This is a genomic window from Sediminibacterium sp. GW821-FHT12F12 (assembly GCF_058806635.1).
In genome coordinates, this window is record NZ_JBXAPW010000001.1 from 295,484 (window position 1) to 315,012 (window position 19,529).

The 19,529-nt window shown below is 46.4% G+C and carries 11 protein-coding genes; all 11 read left to right on the forward strand.

The annotated features are described in order from the left end of the window. Nucleotide 1: 1 nt before the first annotated feature. The gene (locus AC1RNB_RS01185) at nt 2-2,170 is read left to right on the forward strand and encodes a hypothetical protein (RefSeq protein ID WP_493079989.1); all 2,169 of its coding nucleotides are present in this window, start codon (nt 2-4) and stop codon (nt 2,168-2,170) included. A gap of 84 nt (nt 2,171-2,254) precedes the next feature. Beyond that, nucleotides 2,255-4,225: an NPCBM/NEW2 domain-containing protein gene (locus AC1RNB_RS01190; protein ID WP_493079991.1), complete on the forward strand. Its 1,971-nt coding sequence runs from the start codon at nt 2,255-2,257 to the stop codon at nt 4,223-4,225. 14 nt (nt 4,226-4,239) lie between these two features. Further along, nucleotides 4,240-6,252, forward strand: a complete 2,013-nt coding sequence (locus tag AC1RNB_RS01195) for an NPCBM/NEW2 domain-containing protein (protein WP_493079993.1) — start codon at nt 4,240-4,242, stop codon at nt 6,250-6,252. Nucleotides 6,253-6,261: 9 nt separating this feature from the next. Then, nucleotides 6,262-8,181 (forward strand): DUF8769 domain-containing protein, encoded by a 1,920-nt coding sequence (locus AC1RNB_RS01200; protein WP_493079995.1) that lies wholly within the window; start codon nt 6,262-6,264, stop codon nt 8,179-8,181. Nucleotides 8,182-8,360: 179 nt separating this feature from the next. Continuing rightward, nucleotides 8,361-9,506 carry a glycoside hydrolase family 88/105 protein gene (locus tag AC1RNB_RS01205; RefSeq protein WP_493079996.1) on the forward strand — a complete coding sequence of 382 codons (1,146 nt, stop codon included), beginning with the start codon at nt 8,361-8,363 and terminating at the stop codon, nt 9,504-9,506. A 30-nt stretch (nt 9,507-9,536) separates the two neighbouring features. Then, on the forward strand, nt 9,537-11,252 hold the full coding sequence (locus tag AC1RNB_RS01210) for a hypothetical protein (RefSeq protein WP_493079998.1): 1,716 nt from the start codon (nt 9,537-9,539) through the stop codon (nt 11,250-11,252). Between the two features lies 1 nt (nt 11,253). After that, nucleotides 11,254-12,471: a parallel beta-helix domain-containing protein gene (locus AC1RNB_RS01215; protein WP_493080000.1), complete on the forward strand. Its 1,218-nt coding sequence runs from the start codon at nt 11,254-11,256 to the stop codon at nt 12,469-12,471. A gap of 2 nt (nt 12,472-12,473) precedes the next feature. After that, nucleotides 12,474-13,511, forward strand: a complete 1,038-nt coding sequence (locus tag AC1RNB_RS01220) for an SO2930 family diheme c-type cytochrome (RefSeq protein ID WP_493080002.1) — start codon at nt 12,474-12,476, stop codon at nt 13,509-13,511. 29 nt (nt 13,512-13,540) lie between these two features. Next, nucleotides 13,541-14,884 (forward strand): 3-keto-disaccharide hydrolase, encoded by a 1,344-nt coding sequence (locus AC1RNB_RS01225; protein ID WP_493080003.1) that lies wholly within the window; start codon nt 13,541-13,543, stop codon nt 14,882-14,884. Nucleotides 14,885-14,892: 8 nt separating this feature from the next. Continuing rightward, nucleotides 14,893-17,208, forward strand: coding sequence for an alpha-L-rhamnosidase-related protein (locus AC1RNB_RS01230; protein WP_493080004.1), 2,316 nt, complete (start codon nt 14,893-14,895; stop codon nt 17,206-17,208). 6 nt (nt 17,209-17,214) lie between these two features. Continuing rightward, nucleotides 17,215-19,497 (forward strand): GH92 family glycosyl hydrolase, encoded by a 2,283-nt coding sequence (locus AC1RNB_RS01235; protein ID WP_493080006.1) that lies wholly within the window; start codon nt 17,215-17,217, stop codon nt 19,495-19,497. Nucleotides 19,498-19,529 lie beyond the last annotated feature (32 nt).

Genomic DNA, 19,529 nt, shown 5'->3' on the forward strand with positions numbered 1-19,529 from the left:
AATGAATGTCAAATTTTTTATAGTAACATCACTTTGCTGGCTGGCTGTTTTTAATGGCAATGCACAAACCGTTAAAACCAGTTATGTAGATGCGTTTGAAAATGTGAATCATCCACAGGTAGCGTATTGGTTCTTTACGGAGAATATGGCGAAGGAAGAAACCTATCAGGCCAAAATAGACAGTTTTGCCAAATTCAGTAAGTATACTTTGGTCTTTCTCACAGAAAGAAGCGGGAATAGTTTTTACGACACAACCGCTATGCACCCGGTTTTTGAGAAACTGGTAGCGTATGCGCACAGGAAGGGGCTGCAGATAGGACTACAGGTATGGAAAAGGGATTTTAACATCGCCATCGAAAATACGGACCGACTGATACAGGAGGGCGAAGTGACATTGGATGAGGCAGGTACGGCCGCCTATACGGTTGCTGCCAAGGGAGCAAGAGAAATGCAGACCCTGTTAAAAAGCGAATTGTTCAAAGTCTATGCATTTAAGAAAACCGCAGAGGGTATATATGACCCGGCTTCACTGAAAGACATAACCGCTGCTGCCAAAACGGTTGAAACAAAGGATCAGGTTACCCTATCGCTTGCAGTGGGTAAAGAAATGAAAGGGTATACCGCTTATATTCTTACGCAGCATTATTATAACTCCTGCAGTAATTTTTCTCAACAGGCCATGTCTGTGTTGTTGAATGTATTCAAGGCCTACCGCGATATCCCTTTTGATGGGATTGGCCTCGACGAGTACAAGAATCTGAAAATCACCCAGCAGAAAGTACTGGAAAAGGAAGGCGGTGTTTTCAGGGAGCGGCTGTATTCACTGGGTATGGCAAAACAAATGAAACAGAAGACCGGTAAAGAGCTGGATCGGGTGTTGCTGGATATGCGGTACGCACCACAAGATAAACCTGAAGTCAGGATCAGTGCGATCAATCAATATATGAACCTCTTGCGGTTTGCTACTTTACCGGTAGAAGCAGCCGTGTATGATCTGGGGAAAAAAATGTATGGGAAAAAGGCCTTTATCGGTTTGCATAATACCTTTCATAACAACCTGGACAGGGATGAAGTATGGCAAACCGGTGTAAGCTGGTGGAGCATTAAAAGAGATTACGGCCATAGTGATGAGGAAACAGCTACACCTATTCAGATCGGCATAGGTATGGGGTACCAGAAGAATGCAATGTACAATATGTATTATGGCAAAGACCTGACCCGCATCTGGACCAAAGCCCTTACCGATCTCCGCTATGGCATCCGCACACATTACCATGCGGCCAATGATGTGCAGGGCTGGGGTGTTTCGATAGATGATCCTGTTGCATTGGAAAGAATCAATAAAGTAGAGAACGCGGCCCGGTTGCTGAACCGTTTTGATCCACCTTTTCCACAGATCAAATTATTGGTGGTATATGGTATGGAAGCCATGTACAACTGGTATCCCGATATTTCGAAGCGGGGAATGTATGATATCAATGATAAGCTGGAAATGGAAAAAAAATCCATTCAGCTCTGGCAGAAAGGATACCTGAATGCGTCCGTACCTACAGATCTGATCGAAGACGGACGTTTACATCTCAACGCTGCGGGTAAACCCATATTGAACGGATATACGTTTGATGCGATCGTTTTCCTCAACCCCCAATATACCAAACCAGCTACCACCCGTTTTTTTCAGGACTATGTAAACAAGGGAGGTAAGTTATTGCTGGAAGGAAATGCCACCCATGATTTTCTGGGGAAAGATATTACTGCCACCTGGAAACAGATTGCCAGTAAAGCAGTATCCATCGGTTATTCTCTTGAGAACCTGGTTCGGCTGGGGATACCAGCCAATCAGCTGGAAGATGGGGTAACCAACGAAGAAGGGTCATTCACTTTTACCAATACAGCCTCACTCGCCAATAACCAGCCGGCGGTATTCCGGTTTGCATACAAGGGTAAACTGTACACCGGGCAATACAAAGGATTGGCAGCCGTAAAACTGGATGCGCAGGGAAATGTACAAAAACTGGCAGCTACGGGATTTACTGCCATACAACAAAACGGAAAGGACATCTTACGACTCAGCAGAGAAGCGGATGTATTTTTTACCGTGGATAAAGGAATAGCAAAAACAATTATCGCTGATTCCACCCGGTCAGCAACCATACAAACTAACTTATAGTAATCATTCAACGAGATGTATAAAATTATTCAGAACCGAAAAAAGAACAGGATATGGCAAAAAGCTGTAGCCTTTTTACTAACAATGGCCCTCCTGAACACTGCCGGTGCGCAAACCCAAACAGCTGTTTACCTTGACGAACTCAGTATCCCTTCTTTTAACGAGGCTATACCGGCTGTTTCGCTGAAAACAGCATCGGGCGGTGGAGCTATCGAGATCAACCGGGTACGGTACGAACGGGGACTGGGTATTCATGGTACCAGTGCCATGTTTTTTTTACTGGATGGAAAAGCTGCGACATTTACTGCGGAAGCAGGTATTGATGATAAAGCCGCAGAAGGAACAGTCAGTCGTTTTTATGTAATCGGTGATAAAAAAATCCTTTTTGAAAGTGGTGAAATGAAAAAAGGAGAAGCTGCCAGAAAAGTAACAGTAGACCTGACCGGAATCAAACGATTCGGCTTGCTGATTCTGCCCAAAGAAGAATCGCAACGGGCTTATGCCAACTGGGCCAATGCGCAGTTGGTAATGCTGGGGAATGCTTTGCCAGCTTCTATTCCGAACGATGGAGAACGATATATTCTCACACCCAAACCTGCTGCTTCTCCCCGCATCAATTCACCTGCTATTTTTGGTGCAAGGCCGGGTAATCCTTTTTTATATACGATCGTAGCCACCGGAGATATGCCCATTGTATATACAGCATCGGGTTTGCCCAGGGGATTACAGCTTGATCCGGCAACAGGCATAATCAGTGGAAGCGTAAAAGAAAGCGGAACTTATATCACTACACTCCGTGCGAAAAATAAGTTGGGAGTAGCTTCCAAAACCTTACGGATCAGAATTGGCGACACCATTGCGCTTACCCCACCTATCGGTTGGAATGGATGGAACTCCTGGGCCAGAGAAATAGACCAGGAAAAAGTACTGGCATCGGCCAATGCCATGGTGAATATGGGATTACAGCGTCATGGCTGGACCTATATCAATATTGATGATGCCTGGCAGGGATTACGGGGCGGTAAATACAATGCCATCCAGCCTAATACACAAAAGTTTCCGGATTTTAAAAGCATGGCAGACCAGATCCATGCAAAAGGATTAAAACTGGGCCTCTATTCTACTCCGTGGATCTCCAGTTATGTGGGGAAAACGGGAGGCTCTTCCAATTTCGAGAATGGGGCTTACACCGATTCTATCGAAAAAGATAAACGCGCCAACCGTTATGTCGGCAAATACCGTTTCGAAAGAGAAGATGCTTTGCAGATGGCGGAATGGGGCGTGGATTATTTAAAATACGACTGGCGCATCGATCTCAATTCTGCAGAACGCATGTCTGTAGCATTACAACAATCAGGCAGAGATATCTTATACAGTTTATCCAACTCCGCTCCCTTCGCACTGGCCAAAGACTGGGCAAGGATTGCCAATGCCTGGCGCACAGGTCCGGATATCCGCGATAACTGGTTAAGTCTTTATGTATCTGCTTTTACACTGGATAAATGGATGCCTTATGGCGGACCGGGGCACTGGAACGATCCGGATATGATGATCCTCGGTAATGTTACCACCGGTTCCAAACTGCATGCCACCCGTTTAACACCGGATGAGCAATACAGTCATGTGAGCCTGTTTAGTTTATTATCCGCGCCATTGCTGATTGGTTGTCCGATAGAACAACTGGATGCATTTACCCTGAACCTGCTGACCAATGATGAAGTAATTTCCATAGACCAGGATCCACTAGGTAAACCGGCAAGACTGGTGGCCGATGATGGTAATGTACAGGTATGGTTTAAAACACTGGAAGACGGGTCTTATGCCGTGGGCATGTTTCATATCAACGGGTATGGAAAGACCCCGCAATCCTATTTCCGCTGGGGCGATGAGCAGGAGCGGAAATATACCCTAGATTTTACCCGGCTTGGCCTCAAAGGCAAATGGAAAGTGAAAGATGTATGGCGGCAAAAAGAGCTGGGCACTTATACCAACACATTCGAAACCAAGATCAGGCATCATGGCGTAACCATGATCCGGCTTTTCCAAACCAAATGAATTGTATCTGTATCATGAAAAAAATAGCAGGATTTTTATTGAGCACCTGTTTGTGCCTGTCAACCATGGTTACCGCGCAAACAACCCATACTGTATGGCTGGATGATCTACCCATGCAAACATTTTCAGAAGCCATCCGACCGGTTTCTGTGAAAAGTAATTATGCCCACGATACCATACGGATGAGTGGGGTTCGGTACCTGCGGGGCGTGGGTGTACAAAGCATCAGTATCCTGGTATTTGACCTGGATAAAAAAGCAAAACAGTTTTCGGCATTGGTGGGACTGGATGATCAGGGCAATAAGGAGATCCCCCTGACCTTTTATGTGTTGGGAGATAAAAAGATCCTTTTCCAGAGTCCGGAAATGAAAATGGGCGATGCACCTGTACAAGTGGAGCTTGATCTTACCGGGATCAAACAGCTGGGTTTGCTGATCACAGATAAGATCGGAGGTATCAGTAATAAACGCACGTATGCCAACTGGGCCAATGCCAGACTGGAAATGTATGCGGGGCACCAACCCGGGCATATCCAGTTCACGGACGAAAAATATATTCTTACACCCAAACCATCACCCAAGCCGAGGATCAATTCGGCGAAAGTATTTGGTGCTACACCTGGTAATCCTTTTCTGTATGCTATTGCCGCTACCGGCGAAAGACCTATGCAGTTCTCGGCGCAACAGCTGCCCGAAGGTTTGTCGGTATCTGCAGCAACCGGGATTATCACTGGTACTGTGGCCAAACGGGGAACCTATACCGCCATACTCAAAGCAAAGAATCGCTTGGGAGAAGCAACGCAAAAATTACAGATCAAAATTGGCGATACAATCGCATTAACACCTCCTATCGGCTGGAACGGGTGGAATTCATGGGAATCAAAAATTGATCGCGAAAAAGTACTGGCTTCTGCCCATGCTATGGTGAATAAAGGTTTACGTGATCATGGCTGGACCTATATCAATATTGACGATGCCTGGCAGGGGATCAGAACAGGAAAGGATACGGCTTTGCAACCCAATGAAAAATTTCCCGATATCAAAGGCATGATCGATGAGATCCACTCGATGGGATTAAAAGCCGGCCTCTATTCCACCCCCTATATTGCCAGTTATGCAGGCTATGTAGGCGCTTCTTCCGATTATCCGGCTGGCGGCGAAACGCATGAGCTTATCAAAGTAAACCGCCCTCCTTTTAGTCGTATTGCCAGATATAAATTTGAGCCGAACGATGCGAGGCAGATGGCGGCATGGGGAGTGGATTTTCTGAAATACGATTGGCGTATAGATGTGGCTTCTACCGAGCGCATGTCGCAGGCATTGCGTAACTCAGGAAGAGATATTGTATTGAGTTTATCTAACAACGCACCCTTCGAAAAAGTAAAAGACTGGGTACGTTTATCGAATATGTATCGCACCGGGCCCGATATCAAAGACAGCTGGAACAGTTTATACCAGACCAGTTTTTCGCTGGATAAATGGGGCCCTTATACCGGGCCGGGCCATTGGGCCGATCCGGATATGATGATTGTGGGAGATGTATCGATTGGCCCCGTATTACATCCCACACGCTTAACACCGGATGAGCAATACAGTCATGTGAGTATTTTCAGTCTGCTCTCTGCTCCGATGCTGATCGGGTGCCCGATTGAAAGACTGGATGATTTTACGCTGAGCCTTCTTTCCAATGATGAAGTGATCGCTGTTAACCAGGATCCATTGGGAAAAGCTGCGCGACTGGTAGCAGATACCAACGGCGTACAAACCTGGCTGAAACCACTGGAAGATGGTTCTTATGCAGTGGGACTATTTAATATCGACGGGTTTGGCACTACGCCGCAATCTTATTTCCGCTGGGGTAATGAATCTGCCAGATCATATACATTCGATTTTGCCGCATTGGGGCTGAAAGGAAAATGGAAGATCCGTGATCTGTGGCGGCAGAAAGACCTGGGTTATTTCCAGCAGGGTTTTCCAACAACGATCCCTCACCATGGTGTGGTCATATTCAGACTCACCAAACAATAGTATACTGATATGAAAAAAATATTCTTTTCCCTGTTGCTTACCGTTTTGGTTCCTTCTTGTCTGATGGCACAGCAACCAGCTGGTTATACCATTCCTGCTATGCCCAATGCTTCAGAACGCAAAGCCACATTGGAACGTGAATGGGCAGCTGTGCAGAAAACGCCGCGGCAATTGGGAGTAAGAGATTGTTTTCTGTTCCTGGTAGATGCCATGGATGCGAATTTTCTGCAACCCGCAGAGGTAGAATGGTTACTGAAACTGGTAAAAACAAGAATGATCACCGATCCGAAAGCGGGAAGAAGTTATGGCAATATTTTCTGGGGCTGGCACGAAACGGGAACTGATATAGGAGACGGTAACAACGTACAGTTTTGTATGCAATACGGGATGCTGGTAAAATTACTGTTCAATGATCGCTTATCGGCTACAGCACGGAACGAGCTGGATGATATTTTTTCGCTTGCGCTGAAAGGTGGCCGGAACCAGGAGATCAGGATCTCTTATACCAATATCTACCTCATGCGGATCTGGAATTTTGTGGCGTATGGAGAAGTGTACCATGACCGGTCCGTATTGGATGAAGGAAGAAAATATTTTGATCTCTGGCTACAGCACGTGGCAAGGTATGGTAACCGCGAATATGATAGTCCTACCTATTGCGGGGTAGATCTTGAATCTTTGTTGCTGATTCATACTTTCATCGCCGATGCGGATATTAAAAATAAAGCGGCTGATGCGATCAGATTATTCCTGACCGATCTCAGTGCGCATTATAACCAACGCGGTGGTTACCTCGAAGGTGCTCATAGCCGCGATTACAACCGGGTATTCGGCCGCGATCTGCTGGAAGAAAAATATTTCAATCCCCTTTTAGGTGGTAAAAGTACCAACACACACCTGTTTCACCAGGTGTGCCTCGATGCCCTGCAAAAACTGGGCTTGTCGGCCAAACAAAAAGAGCTCATGAACCGGAAGAACCGTTTCATAGTGCAGCGATGGGATAGCCTCGCACATACCTATGCTTCCGATTACCACGGCAACCAAGTATCTATCGCTTCTACCAACCAGGCATATAGTCCGGATGATAAACCCTTTGTGATGTACCTGAGCAGTGCTAAAAAACCCGCCATGGCCAATATTGCCTACGTGCTGGAAGGAAGGGATGATCATTATGGTACCTGGGGTGCTACTGGTATGGGCGAAAAGATGAAACACCTGATGCCGCCCAATTATCCCTCCAATGGCGGATGGGGTAAAACAAGACACCTGATGCCTTTTATGCAGTCGGCGCAGAACAAGGGTGAGTTCGTCATGTTGGTATCCGGTGCAAAAGACCATAACTGTATCAAGGAATACCTGAACTCAACCATCATTCTCCCTGATGTATTTGATGAGATATGGATCGGTAAAACGAAGAAGAATGCACCTGCCAAAGGAGAGAGCCTCATATTGGATGAGACCAACACTTTTTTTGCTAGGTTCGAAGAGGTGGCCATTGCTTTTCGCTACCTACAGTATAATGCTGCTGAAGGGGTAAGCCCCGTCTTGTATAACGATGGGTTCGCGTATTCCTCCACAAGGGAGCAATTCACCCTGAGCAATAATAAAGCTTTACGACTGACACTGCAACATCCCAACGATGGCAAAGCCACTATCGCCATGTGGTGGAAGACGGCTGAAGGCATCCGTACCGAGGCTGATTTCGCCCGATTCCGCCAGTCAGTATTAACTGCACCGGTAACGGTGAAAGAAACCAATGGTATCACCGATATCTCCGTACAAACCCCTTCCGGAAAACTGGGTGTGCAGGCAGACCTGCTCAATAAAAAGCGGATATCATATGCCAACCCCTTCACACTGCCGAAAGATTTTCTGTTCATGGTTGATGGTGAAGAATTGGGTAAACCCATTATGGCAAAATACAGGTAAAGTCAGTAATGACTGCCTGGATCTGACTGTTGGTTTCAGGATAGTTTCTACACGAAAACGATTTCGCAGAAAAGCAAGCGGCGGTTTATTGTTAATTCTACTAAAACGTTTTAACTTACCCATCCTAAACAGAAACCGATTGCACTGTAACAGCTGTTTACAGGAACAAACCAACTGCCATGAAAAGAGTAACCATCCTGGGTATTGCCCTCTTATTGTACTTTTCTTCCTTTTCCCAGTCATGGGTAGATTCAGTTGATAAACATGGCCGCGAAGTGTTTATGCCTGCGGATAAATACAAGTGGGATTGGGGCCAGGCTACTTTCCTCAATTCATTGGTGCATCTGTATAACAGCAAAACAGACACAGAGAAAAAAACCTATCTCAACTATATCAAAACAGCCATGGATGCCACATATGCGGTAGCCAATGGCAAACATCCCAACGCGGTAGCTTCGGCGCATGGCATGGCTTTTCTCGCAAGGATCACGGGCGATCCAAAATACCTCGATAAAAGCAAGGAAATCTATGCCCAATACCTGCAGGTACCCCGCTCACCCAATGGCGGCCTCTCGCACCGTGCCGAAACCGTTGAGTTATGGGACGATACGGTGTATATGCTCAACATGTTCCTGCTTGAAATGTATCGTTTAACAGGTGATGAAAAATATATCGCGGATTTTGTAGAACAGTTCAACGCACACAATGAAAAACTCACCGATCCCGTATCCGGTTTATGGGTGCATGGCTGGGACGCAGACGACACTGATTACAACGATGGTTGCAGCATCATGGGCTGGCCCGATAAAACCACCCGCAAAAGCAGCCAGATCTGGGCCCGTGGAAATGGCTGGGTAGGGATGGCGTTGGCAGATGCACTGGAAACGATTGCTAAAAATTCAGGATACAGAAAACCATTGGAAAAAGCTTTCCTGCATTATGTAGAAAGTGTGGCTCCCTGGCAGCACAAGGAATCCGGTCACTGGTACCAGTTGGTCACGCTTCCGGATAATCCGAAGAATTTTCTGGAGAGTTCCTGCACGGCCATGTTTGCGTATACCATTACCAAGGGCCTGCAGCTGAAACTGCTGAACCCCAAAAAATACAGGCCCATGGTAGAGCAGGCTTATAAAGGACTTCGTAACCTGAGTATGACCAATGCCGGCAACGGTTACCTGGTTCCGGCAAGGGTATCAGGCGGCACCTGTGTGGGCGATGAAAATTATTATCTTACCAGGAAGATCACCGAGGGTACCGGTTTTGGTTATGGATCTTTTATCATGTTCGGCCTGGCTTATGAACAATACAAAGGCATACGCAAATAAGCATCAATCTTTCAGCAATAAAATTCACGGATGAACAGAAGAAAATTTGTAACACTCGGTGCCACGTCGGTTTGTATGATGCCTTTTCTGGGTGCAGCCGCTTTTCGTACAGCACAATATGCGGCACCGGCAGTAAAACCTGCCTGGCTGGTAGAACTGATCAAGTTCAACGACGGGGAGCTGAAAAACCTTCGCCAATACAAGATCACCGATACCGCTCTCCGGTTTTATGGAGGATACCTTTCCGGTGTTGATATCCCCAATCCGCATAGTACCTGTGCCTTTATCAATAAAGCCGCAGAAGCAGTGGCCAGTCAGGAGTCGGAGTATTACCAATCGGCACCTATCCTCAAAGACATGGAACTGGCACTGGGCAGTTTATTGAAAATGCAACATGCCGATGGTACCATTGATCTGATGGACACTAATTTTCACTCTACACCCGATACGGCATTTATGGTGAAGCGGCTGGTACAGTCGTATAATATTCTGCAGGCTTCGGGTATAAAAGATACGGCTACTGTTCTCTCACTTTTGCAACAGTTTTTACAACGTGCCGGCGAGGCATTGATCGTTGGTGGTATTCATACGCCCAATCATCGTTGGGTGGTATCTGCCGCATTAACCAAGCTGAATGAGAAATGGCCCGATCTACGTTACGTGAACCGGGTGAACCAGTGGCTGGCAGAACATATCGATCTTGATCCTGATGGACAATACACAGAAAAAAGTACCTATGGGTATTCTGCCGTGATAGATCGTGTGCTGATCACCGTTTCCAAAGGGTTACACAAGCCCGAATTGCTGGATGCCGTTCGGAAGAACCTGCGTATGATGCATTACTACCTCCATCCCAATGGGGAAGTGGTAACGGAAGCTTCTAACCGGCAGGACAAGGGCCAGATCGGCACCATGGAAAATTATTATTATGCCTGTCGTTACCTTGCCTTACTGGACAACGATGGCGAAATGGCGGCCATGTGCCGTTTGATCGAAAAAACTTCTTTCAGAAAACTGACTGATTCGCTGAGTTATTTCCTGGAAGATCCTTCGTTATGGAAAGAGTTACCTGCCACCAAACCTTTACCGGTGAGTTATGTAAAATCATTTCCCTATTCCGGTGTGGTGCGTATCCGCAGAAATGAATGGGACACTACCATTCTCTCCAACAATCCGGGCTGGCTCACTTTTCACAAAGGGAACGCGGTATTACAGGGTATGCGTATTGCTGCTTCTTTTTTTGGGAAAGGGCAGTTTCAATCAGACACGATCACACAAAAAGGCAATGCCTGGGTTTTAACACGCAAACTGGAAGGCCCTTATTTTCAACCACTACCGGCGGATAAAATTGCCGCCGACGGAGATATGGCCAAAATGCCCAAATCGGCGCGTAAGCAGAGCGAAGTGCAATACCTCGAAACAACTGTCACCATCACTGAAGCTAACCAGGGCATTGCTGTTGAGATAGAAATGAAAGGAACCGATAATGTTCCGGTATCGATGGAACTGATTTTCAGAAAAGGCGGACAGTTTACCGGTGTGCAGGCGCATGGTAGTAAAGCAGATGCTTATTTATTCAACGATTTACAGGGAACGTATACGGTAGGAAAAGATACGATCCGTTTCGGTCCGGGTAAAAAGGAACACAAAGGAATCCAGTTACGAGGTGCCTTACCGGCGGTAGATGCGCCTACGGTGTACCTGACAGGGTTTACCCCATTCAAACATACCATTCAATTATCCTGATATGATGCATAAGCGAGCAAAGAATTTTTTAATTCATACCATAGAAAAGAAGGTGGTCCTTTGTATACTGTGTGTCCTGTTATTACCCGCAATTCTGCCGGCACAGAAATCCTTTCAGAAAAAATACCAGACAGAAATGATCCTCGCCGAAACCGGCGCGGTGATAGAACTGCCGGAAGGAACTTTCACACTCACCAATACACTGTCGCTGGAAGGAAAGAAAAAAATCACTATCCGGGGTAAGGGAATGGATAAAACCATTCTCAGTTTCAAGGGGCAGACCGATGGGGCTGAAGGCATCCGTGTAAGCGATGGTACCGATATTGTACTCGAAGGATTTACGGTACAGGACGCCAAGGGTGATGCCATCAAAACCATGCACGTGACCGGCATCACTTTTCGTGATGTGAAAACAGAGTGGACAGGTACACCTGGTCCGCAGAACGGTGGTTATGGATTATATCCTGTACAGTGTACCGGTGTGCTGATAGATCAATGTATGGCAGTGGGTGCTTCTGATGCGGGTATTTATGTGGGTCAATCGCAGGATATCATCGTTAAGAATTCGAAAGCCTGGCACAATGTGGCGGGTATCGAGATCGAAAATTCTTTGCGGGCCCGGGTATATGATAATGAAGCCTGGGAAAATACCGGCGGTATGCTCGTGTTCGATCTACCCGACCTGGTACAGAAACGTGGTGGTGATGTAAAAGTGTATAATAACTATATCCATGATAATAACTATGAAAACTTTGCTCCCAAGGGAAATATCGTAGCTACAGTTCCCAGTGGTACGGGTTTGTTGATACTCGCCACCAAGGGTATCGAAGTGTACCGTAACAGGATCATCAATAACCAGTCGGTAAGTACCGGTATCATCAGCTATTTTACAACGATGAAACCTATCAAAGACAAATCCTATGATCCCTATCCTTCTGCCATTTCTATTCATGATAATGTGTATGAAAGAAAACCGGGTTTGCCGGTCAGCAAAGACCCGCTGGGTATGATCGTAGGCAGAAAATACGGACAGGATATTCCGCATATCCTGTATGATGGGATCAAGAATCCCAAACTATTGGATCCGGCAGGTAACTGGATCTCGGGTCAGTGTATCACCATCATCAATAACAAAGAGCAATCTGTGGTGAACCTGGATGCGGAACACGGCTTCAGGGATATGAAACGGGCGGATGATTCATTTAACTGCAATAACTGAGTATGCTAAGGGGTGTAATCATAGGGGTTATCTGTTTTATTGTTTCGGGACCCTTTATAGCGAATAAGCCGATAAAAAATTATCCCGAAAAATTATCGGCCTGGGGCATTTTTGAAGGTAAGATGAATGCATTGAAACCTGCCAAAGGCGTTGTACCTTATGGGCTGAATACACCCTTGTATACAGACTATGCGGAGAAGTTGCGGTTTGTGCGTTTGCCGCTGGGTAAGTCAGTTAACTATTCAGCAGCCACCACGTTGGATTTTCCAACGGGAACGCTGCTGGTAAAAACATTTTATTACTCCGCCGATTTCAGGAAACCGGGCGTAGCGAAAGACATAGTAGAAACAAGATTACTGGTAAAAGAAGAAGCAGGATGGCAGGCGATCACCTATGTATGGAACGAAGACCAGTCGGATGCCCTGCTCGAAATTGCTGGTGATGACAGGAATATCAGTTTCATTGACAAAGATGGCGAAAAACAGCAGGTACGTTATGTAATACCTAACCAGAACCAGTGTAAGGGTTGTCATAATTCGAACGACAGGATCATGCCGATCGGTCCGGGTGTAGCACAGTTGAATGGATCTTATGCGTATGCAACCGGTGTACAGAACCAGCTCACATACTGGAAAAAACAGGGTATGCTGACGCAATTGCCAGCTTTGGCAACCGTACCACGGACAGCGGTGTGGAACGATGCCAGAACCGGAAACCTGAACGCGAGGGCAAGGGCTTATCTCGCCATCAATTGTGCGCATTGTCACAGGAGAGAAGGGCCGGCGCAAACATCAGGATTGTTTCTAACAGAGGCAGAAACCGATCCTGCGGTGATCGGAATCAACAAATCGCCGGTGGCTGCAGGTAAGGGATCTGGTGGCCGCATGGTAGATATTAAACCGGGTGATGCAGAAGGCTCTATTCTCTGGTACCGGATGCAGACCCGCGACCCCGGCGAAAGGATGCCGGAACTGGGCAGGAATCTGGTGCATAAAGAAGGGCTGGCTTTGGTAAAGGAATGGATCGATAAAATGAAGTAATATATACACAGATAGATAAAAATAACAGCATGAAAAAGCAAAGCGTACTCTTCCTCTTTTTACTGGTTGCTACAGGTGCCTGGGCACAAAACAGCGGATGGAAAAACCTGTTCGACGGAAAAACACTGAAGGGCTGGCACCAGCTGAATGGCAAAGCCAAATATGAAGTGGTGAATGGAACCATTATTGGCTCTACCGTAAAAGGAGAACCCAATTCTTTTCTCGCTTCTGATGAGGAATATGGTGATTTTATCCTGGAAGTGGATTTGAAAGTGGGTAATATGAACTCAGGCATACAGATCCGGAGTTTGTCAAAACCCGAATACAATAATGGTCGGGTACATGGTTACCAGGTAGAGATCGATCCTTCAGACAGGGCATGGTCTGGCGGTATTTACGATGAAGCGCGCCGAGGCTGGATGTACCAGACAGAAATGAATCCGGCTGCTAAAAAAGCATTTAAGAAAGGCGACTGGAACCATTATCGCATAGAAGCTATTGGGCCGGTATTCAGAACCTGGGTGAATGATGTGCCGGTAGCCTATATGGTGGATGATCTTACGCTGAAAGGATTTATTGCCCTGCAGGTGCATGCGGTAAAAGGAGAAGGGGGCGAAAGTATTCAGTGGAAAAATATACGCATCCAAACAGGCGCAGCTATGAAACCCAAACCATTGGATCTCTCAACACCGGTAGCGAATTATATGCAGAATACACTGACGCCGCAGGAGCTGGCACAGGGATTCAGTTTACTGTTCAACGGCAGGGACCTCAGTGGCTGGAGGTCGGTAGGCAAACAAACCGCACCTGAAAAAGGATGGATAGTGGAAGAGGGTGTATTGCATATTTTGCCTAGTGAGAACGATGGTACCAAATACGGAGACCTCATCTCTGTAAATCAATACAAGGCATTTGAACTGAACTTCGATTTCAAATTAACAGAAGGCGCCAATTCGGGGGTTAAGTATTTTGTGGCAGAAACCTATCAAAATGCCGGTTTGGGACTGGAATACCAGATCCTGGATGACGCCAAACACCCCGATGCCAAAATGGGAACCGAAGGTAACCGTACCATGGGTAGTTTGTATGATCTGATCCCTTCCAACAAAGTAGATCCCCGTTTTCAGAAAAAAATAGGCGAGTGGAACCAGGCCAAAATTGTTGTGTATCCAAACAAACTGATACAACACTGGCTGAATGGTTTTAAAGTGGTAGAGTACGAGAAAGACAGCAATATTTACAAAGTACTGCTGGCGCATAGTAAATACGCAAAGAACAAAGACTTTGCCAAAATGGATCAGACACCAATCCTGTTACAGGATCATAATAATTCTGTGTACTTCAGAAATATCAAGATCAGAGAGATTAAATAACCACTGGTATGCAGGGTAAAAAAAAAGTTCGCAGGCAGTTTGGTTTTGGGTCGGTAAGCGAAAGCTTACTGGCCCTTTTTATCTCCCTGCTAACAGCCAGTTCCGTGTTTGGTCAGTCATCTTTGCAACCCTATCGTTTGCGGGCAGATGGACTGTTGCATGCCGGTAAAGTCTGGAAAAATGGATTGCCGGTAAATACTTCACTGGCTGCAGCCCAAAAAGAAAACGGCTTCCGGTTTCCGTTGGTACGCAGTGCAGCACCGATGTTATATTGGGAATTACCTGCTGCATTATCCTCCACGGCTTACCGCATACACGTGGCTTCTTCGCTGCAACAACTTGAAACAGGTAAACCAGATTTATGGGATTCACATAGGATCAATGGCACTGCTGCAAAAGCCCGGTACAGCGGTAAAACACTTTCGTCGGGAGCGGTTTATTACTGGAGAGTGCAGGTATGGGATCTGAAAAAACGGGCATCCACTTTTTCACCTATAAGTTCTTTTGTATATCAAGCTGCAGACACGACAGAATCTTTTTCCTACTATCCATTAACGGCAGAGATACAGCAACCCATCCAGCACTATCCAAAAGCAGATGGCAGTTATTTCTATGATTTCGGTAAAGCGGCTTTTGCCCAGGTGCAGTTACGTATTACCAGCAACAAGGAAGATTCTATCTGGATAGCAGTAGCAGAAGCGTTGCAGTCGCCCGGCAACCTGCTTTCGAATGGGGGTAATATCCGTTACCGCAAACAAGGGCTTTTTGTAAAGAAAGGAACACATGACTATACACTGGTTTGGCCGACAGATGCCAAACGGAATGCGCGTAACCCCATTCAGATGCCGGACTATATCGGTGAGGTATTCCCCTTCCGCTATCTTACTGTTACAAATTTGTCGGGCACCATACAAAGGGGCGACCTGACACGTAAGGCTGTGTTTTATCCTTTTGATGATACCGCAGCTGATTTTGTTTCCAGCGATACCGTTTTGAACCAGGTATGGGAACTCTGCAAATATTCCATGAAAGCCACCAGTTTTACAGGTTATTATGTAGATGGCGACCGGGAGAGGCTTCCCTATGAAGCCGATGCAGTGATCAACCAGTTATCACATTATGCAGTAGATGCCGAATACAGCATCGCCAGGCGTACCATGGCCTACCTGTTATTTCATCCTACCTGGCCCACGGAGTGGAGTCTGCAGAATATCCTGCTGGCATGGAACGATTACCTGTATACCGGCGATGACCAGTTTATCTGCCGGTATTATCCGGAACTGCAGAAAAAAATACTGATGCCATTGGCAGCACCGAACGGATTGATCAGCACCACCGCTAAATTCCAGGAAGATGATTTTCTACGCTCCATCCATATCACCAAAATATTCGATGGTAAACGTGGATTGAAAGACATCGTAGACTGGCCCCAGCGCGGCAGTTATATTGGTACTGAAAAAGAACATGGCGGCGAAACGGATGGTTTTGTATTCACAGATTACAATGCGGTGGTGAACGCGTTTTACTACCGAACACTTGTATTAATGCATAAGATATCAGCAGCGCTTGGAAAAACGAACGAGGCAGCTGATTATCTCTCCAAAGCCAAAGAACATTACCGCTCTTTTCAGCAGGTGTTCCGCAACCCGGTAACCGGACTGATCAAAGATGGCGATACCACATCACATACTTCTTTGCACGCCAATATGTTTGCATTGGCTTTTGGATTGATACAGGAACAGGATCTTCCTGCGGTGGTCAAATTCATCAAGTCGCGCAAGATGGCCTGCAGTGTGTATGGCTCACAGTTTTTGCTGGATGCGTTGTATGAGGCCGGGGAACAGGACTATGCTTTGTCCTTACTCTCGTCTACCACAGAAAGAAGCTGGTACCACATGATCCGCCTCGGATCAACGGTTAGTCTTGAAGCATGGGACAAATTATACAAACCCAATCTCGACTGGAACCATGCCTGGGGGGCGGCGCCGGCGAATATTATTGTGCGTAAGCTGATGGGGGTAGAACCGCTTACACCGGGCGCAGATACCATCCGCATCAAACCACAAATGGGTTCACTGCAGTTTGCCAAACTAAGAACACCTACTATCAAGGGAGAGGTGTTGGTTGCTTTTGAAAGAACTACTGCAGCGGATCTCTACCAGATCCGGCTTCCCGGTGGAACAAAGGCAGAAGTATCGCTTCCTGTCAGAACCGGTAGTAAAACAGTGACACTGGATGGGAAAAGAATATCACTCAATAATGATAAAGGGTATTACCGTTTCCCATTAATGGGGGCGGGCCAACACCAGGTTACGATACAATAGAAGAAGATGATGAAAACAATTAGCTGGTTTTGCTGTCTGTGTATCTGCTTTTCTGCAGCTGCCCAATCTTCTTTTCGTCCGGAAGAATGGGTGAACCCGCTGATGGGCACCGATTCCAAATACAGTTTTTCAAACGGTAACACTTATCCTGCCATTACCCTTCCCTGGGGAATGAACTGCTGGACACCACAGACCGGCACCAATGGGTATGGTTGGCAATACACGTATACGGCTGATAAGATCCGCGGATTCAAACAAACCCATCAACCCTCGCCCTGGATGGGCGATTACGGCCAGTTCTCCATCATGCCCATAACGGGCAAACTACAGGTGAACGAAGAAAAAAGAGCCAGTTGGTTCTCTCACAAAGCCGAAACAGCGAATCCATATTACTACAGTGTGTACCTGGCCGATCATGATGTGCTGGCAGAGATCACCCCCACCGAACGGGCGGCCATCTTGCAATTTACCTTTCCTGCGTCAGACAGTTCCTTTGTTGTGATCGATGCATTTGACAGGGGCTCCTATATCAAGATCATTCCCGAAGAAAACAAGATCATCGGTTATACCACCCGTAACCGCGGAGGGGTACCGGCTAATTTTAAGAACTATTTTGTTATTCAGTTCGACAAACCTTTTACGCTTACCTGTACGATAGACGATAGTGTGATTCATATTTCTCAGAACGAAATAAAAACTTTGCATGCACAGGCAGCTGTGGGTTTCAAAACAACTAAGGGCGAACAGGTCCGGCTGCGAGTAGCTTCTTCTTTTATTTCCTTTGAACAGGCTGACTTGAATTTGCAGCGCGAAATAGGCAAACGATCCTTTACGCAGATCCGCGATCAGGCCAAAGCTGCCTGGAACAAGGAGTTGAGCAAGATCAAAGTAGAAGGCGGTACACAGGAGCAGATCCAGACTTTTTACTCCTGTTTGTACCGCATCTTACAATTTCCCAGAAAGTTTTATGAGTTTGATGTCAACAACAAAATGATCCATTACAGTCCTTATGGCGAAGGAAAAATTGCTGAAGGCTATTTATTTACCGATACCGGCTTCTGGGATACGTTCCGTTCCCTGTTTCCTTTTCTCACATTACTCTATCCCGAAATGGAGAGCCAAATGATACAGGGATTGGCCAACACGTACAAAGAAAGTGGCTGGCTGCCTGAGTGGGCCAGTCCGGGCCACCGTGCCACCATGGTAGGCAGTAATTCGGCTTCTGTAGTGGTAGATGCTTTTATGAAAGGCATCAAAAATTTTGATACCACGGTATTATACGAAGCGCTGATGAAGAATACCGAGAACATGGGGCCGATCAGGACATTGGGAAGAGAAGGTGTGAAAGAATACAACGAGATCGGTTATGTGCCTGCAGATAAATATGGCGGAAGTGCGGCCAAAACACTGGAGTATGCCTATGCAGATTTCTGTTTGTATCAGATCAGTCTTGCTTTGCAGAAGCCGAAGGAAGTGATCGATAAATTTGTTTCTCGGCTGCAGAACTATAAAAACCTTTTTGATCCGAAACACAAACTGATGCGTGGCAGGAACCTGGATGGAAGTTTCGATCCCGGATTCAATCCCCTGCGTTGGGGCGGAGAGTTTGTAGAAGGCAATGCATGGCACTATAGCTGGAGTGTGTTCCAGGATTTTACAGGGTTGTCGAAATTGATGGGTGGTGATAAACAGATGGAGCGGATGCTCGACAGTGTGTATCATCAACCACCGGTATTTGATGGCTCTGCCTATAAAGGAGGTGTGATACATGAAATGACAGAGATGCAGGTCATGAACATGGGCCAGTATGCGCATGGTAACCAGCCCATCCAGCACATGATCTATATCTACAATTATTGCGGCGCTCCCTGGAAGGCCCAATACCATGTACGCGATGCCATGAACCGCTTATACCGGGCCACACCCGATGGATACTGCGGCGATGAAGACAATGGACAAACCAGCGCCTGGTATGTTTTCAGCGCGCTCGGCTTTTATTCTGTTACACCCGGTACCAACCAATACGTAATTGGCTCGCCCCTCTTTAAAAAAGCCACCCTGCAATTGGAGAATGGAAAATATTTTGTGATCGAAGCACCGCTTAACAGCAGTAAAAATGTGTACATTCAATCTGCTGACCTGCGGGGAAAATCGTTTGAGAAAAATTATATTGAACATGCCAGCATACTGAAAGGAGGTACCCTCCGTTTCAATATGGGAAGCAAACCCGCTTTGGGAAGAGGGGTCAGTAAGGCAGCAAAACCTTATTCATTTTCTGATCAGAAATAATACAACCATTTATATAACATTAAACAGCCCGT

What these genes read in the sequence shown, in the direction of transcription:
- AC1RNB_RS01210 (WP_493079998.1), top strand. Translation starts at nt 9,537, where the DNA reads ATGAACAGAAGAAAATTTGTAACACTCGGTGCCACGTCGGTTTGTATG.
- AC1RNB_RS01225 (WP_493080003.1), top strand. Translation starts at nt 13,541, where the DNA reads ATGAAAAAGCAAAGCGTACTCTTCCTCTTTTTACTGGTTGCTACAGGT.
- AC1RNB_RS01185 (WP_493079989.1), top strand. Translation starts at nt 2, where the DNA reads ATGAATGTCAAATTTTTTATAGTAACATCACTTTGCTGGCTGGCTGTT.
- AC1RNB_RS01230 (WP_493080004.1), top strand. Translation starts at nt 14,893, where the DNA reads ATGCAGGGTAAAAAAAAAGTTCGCAGGCAGTTTGGTTTTGGGTCGGTA.
- AC1RNB_RS01235 (WP_493080006.1), top strand. Translation starts at nt 17,215, where the DNA reads ATGATGAAAACAATTAGCTGGTTTTGCTGTCTGTGTATCTGCTTTTCT.
- AC1RNB_RS01205 (WP_493079996.1), top strand. Translation starts at nt 8,361, where the DNA reads ATGAAAAGAGTAACCATCCTGGGTATTGCCCTCTTATTGTACTTTTCT.
- AC1RNB_RS01220 (WP_493080002.1), top strand. Translation starts at nt 12,474, where the DNA reads ATGCTAAGGGGTGTAATCATAGGGGTTATCTGTTTTATTGTTTCGGGA.
- AC1RNB_RS01195 (WP_493079993.1), top strand. Translation starts at nt 4,240, where the DNA reads ATGAAAAAAATAGCAGGATTTTTATTGAGCACCTGTTTGTGCCTGTCA.
- AC1RNB_RS01190 (WP_493079991.1), top strand. Translation starts at nt 2,255, where the DNA reads ATGGCCCTCCTGAACACTGCCGGTGCGCAAACCCAAACAGCTGTTTAC.
- AC1RNB_RS01200 (WP_493079995.1), top strand. Translation starts at nt 6,262, where the DNA reads ATGAAAAAAATATTCTTTTCCCTGTTGCTTACCGTTTTGGTTCCTTCT.
- AC1RNB_RS01215 (WP_493080000.1), top strand. Translation starts at nt 11,254, where the DNA reads ATGATGCATAAGCGAGCAAAGAATTTTTTAATTCATACCATAGAAAAG.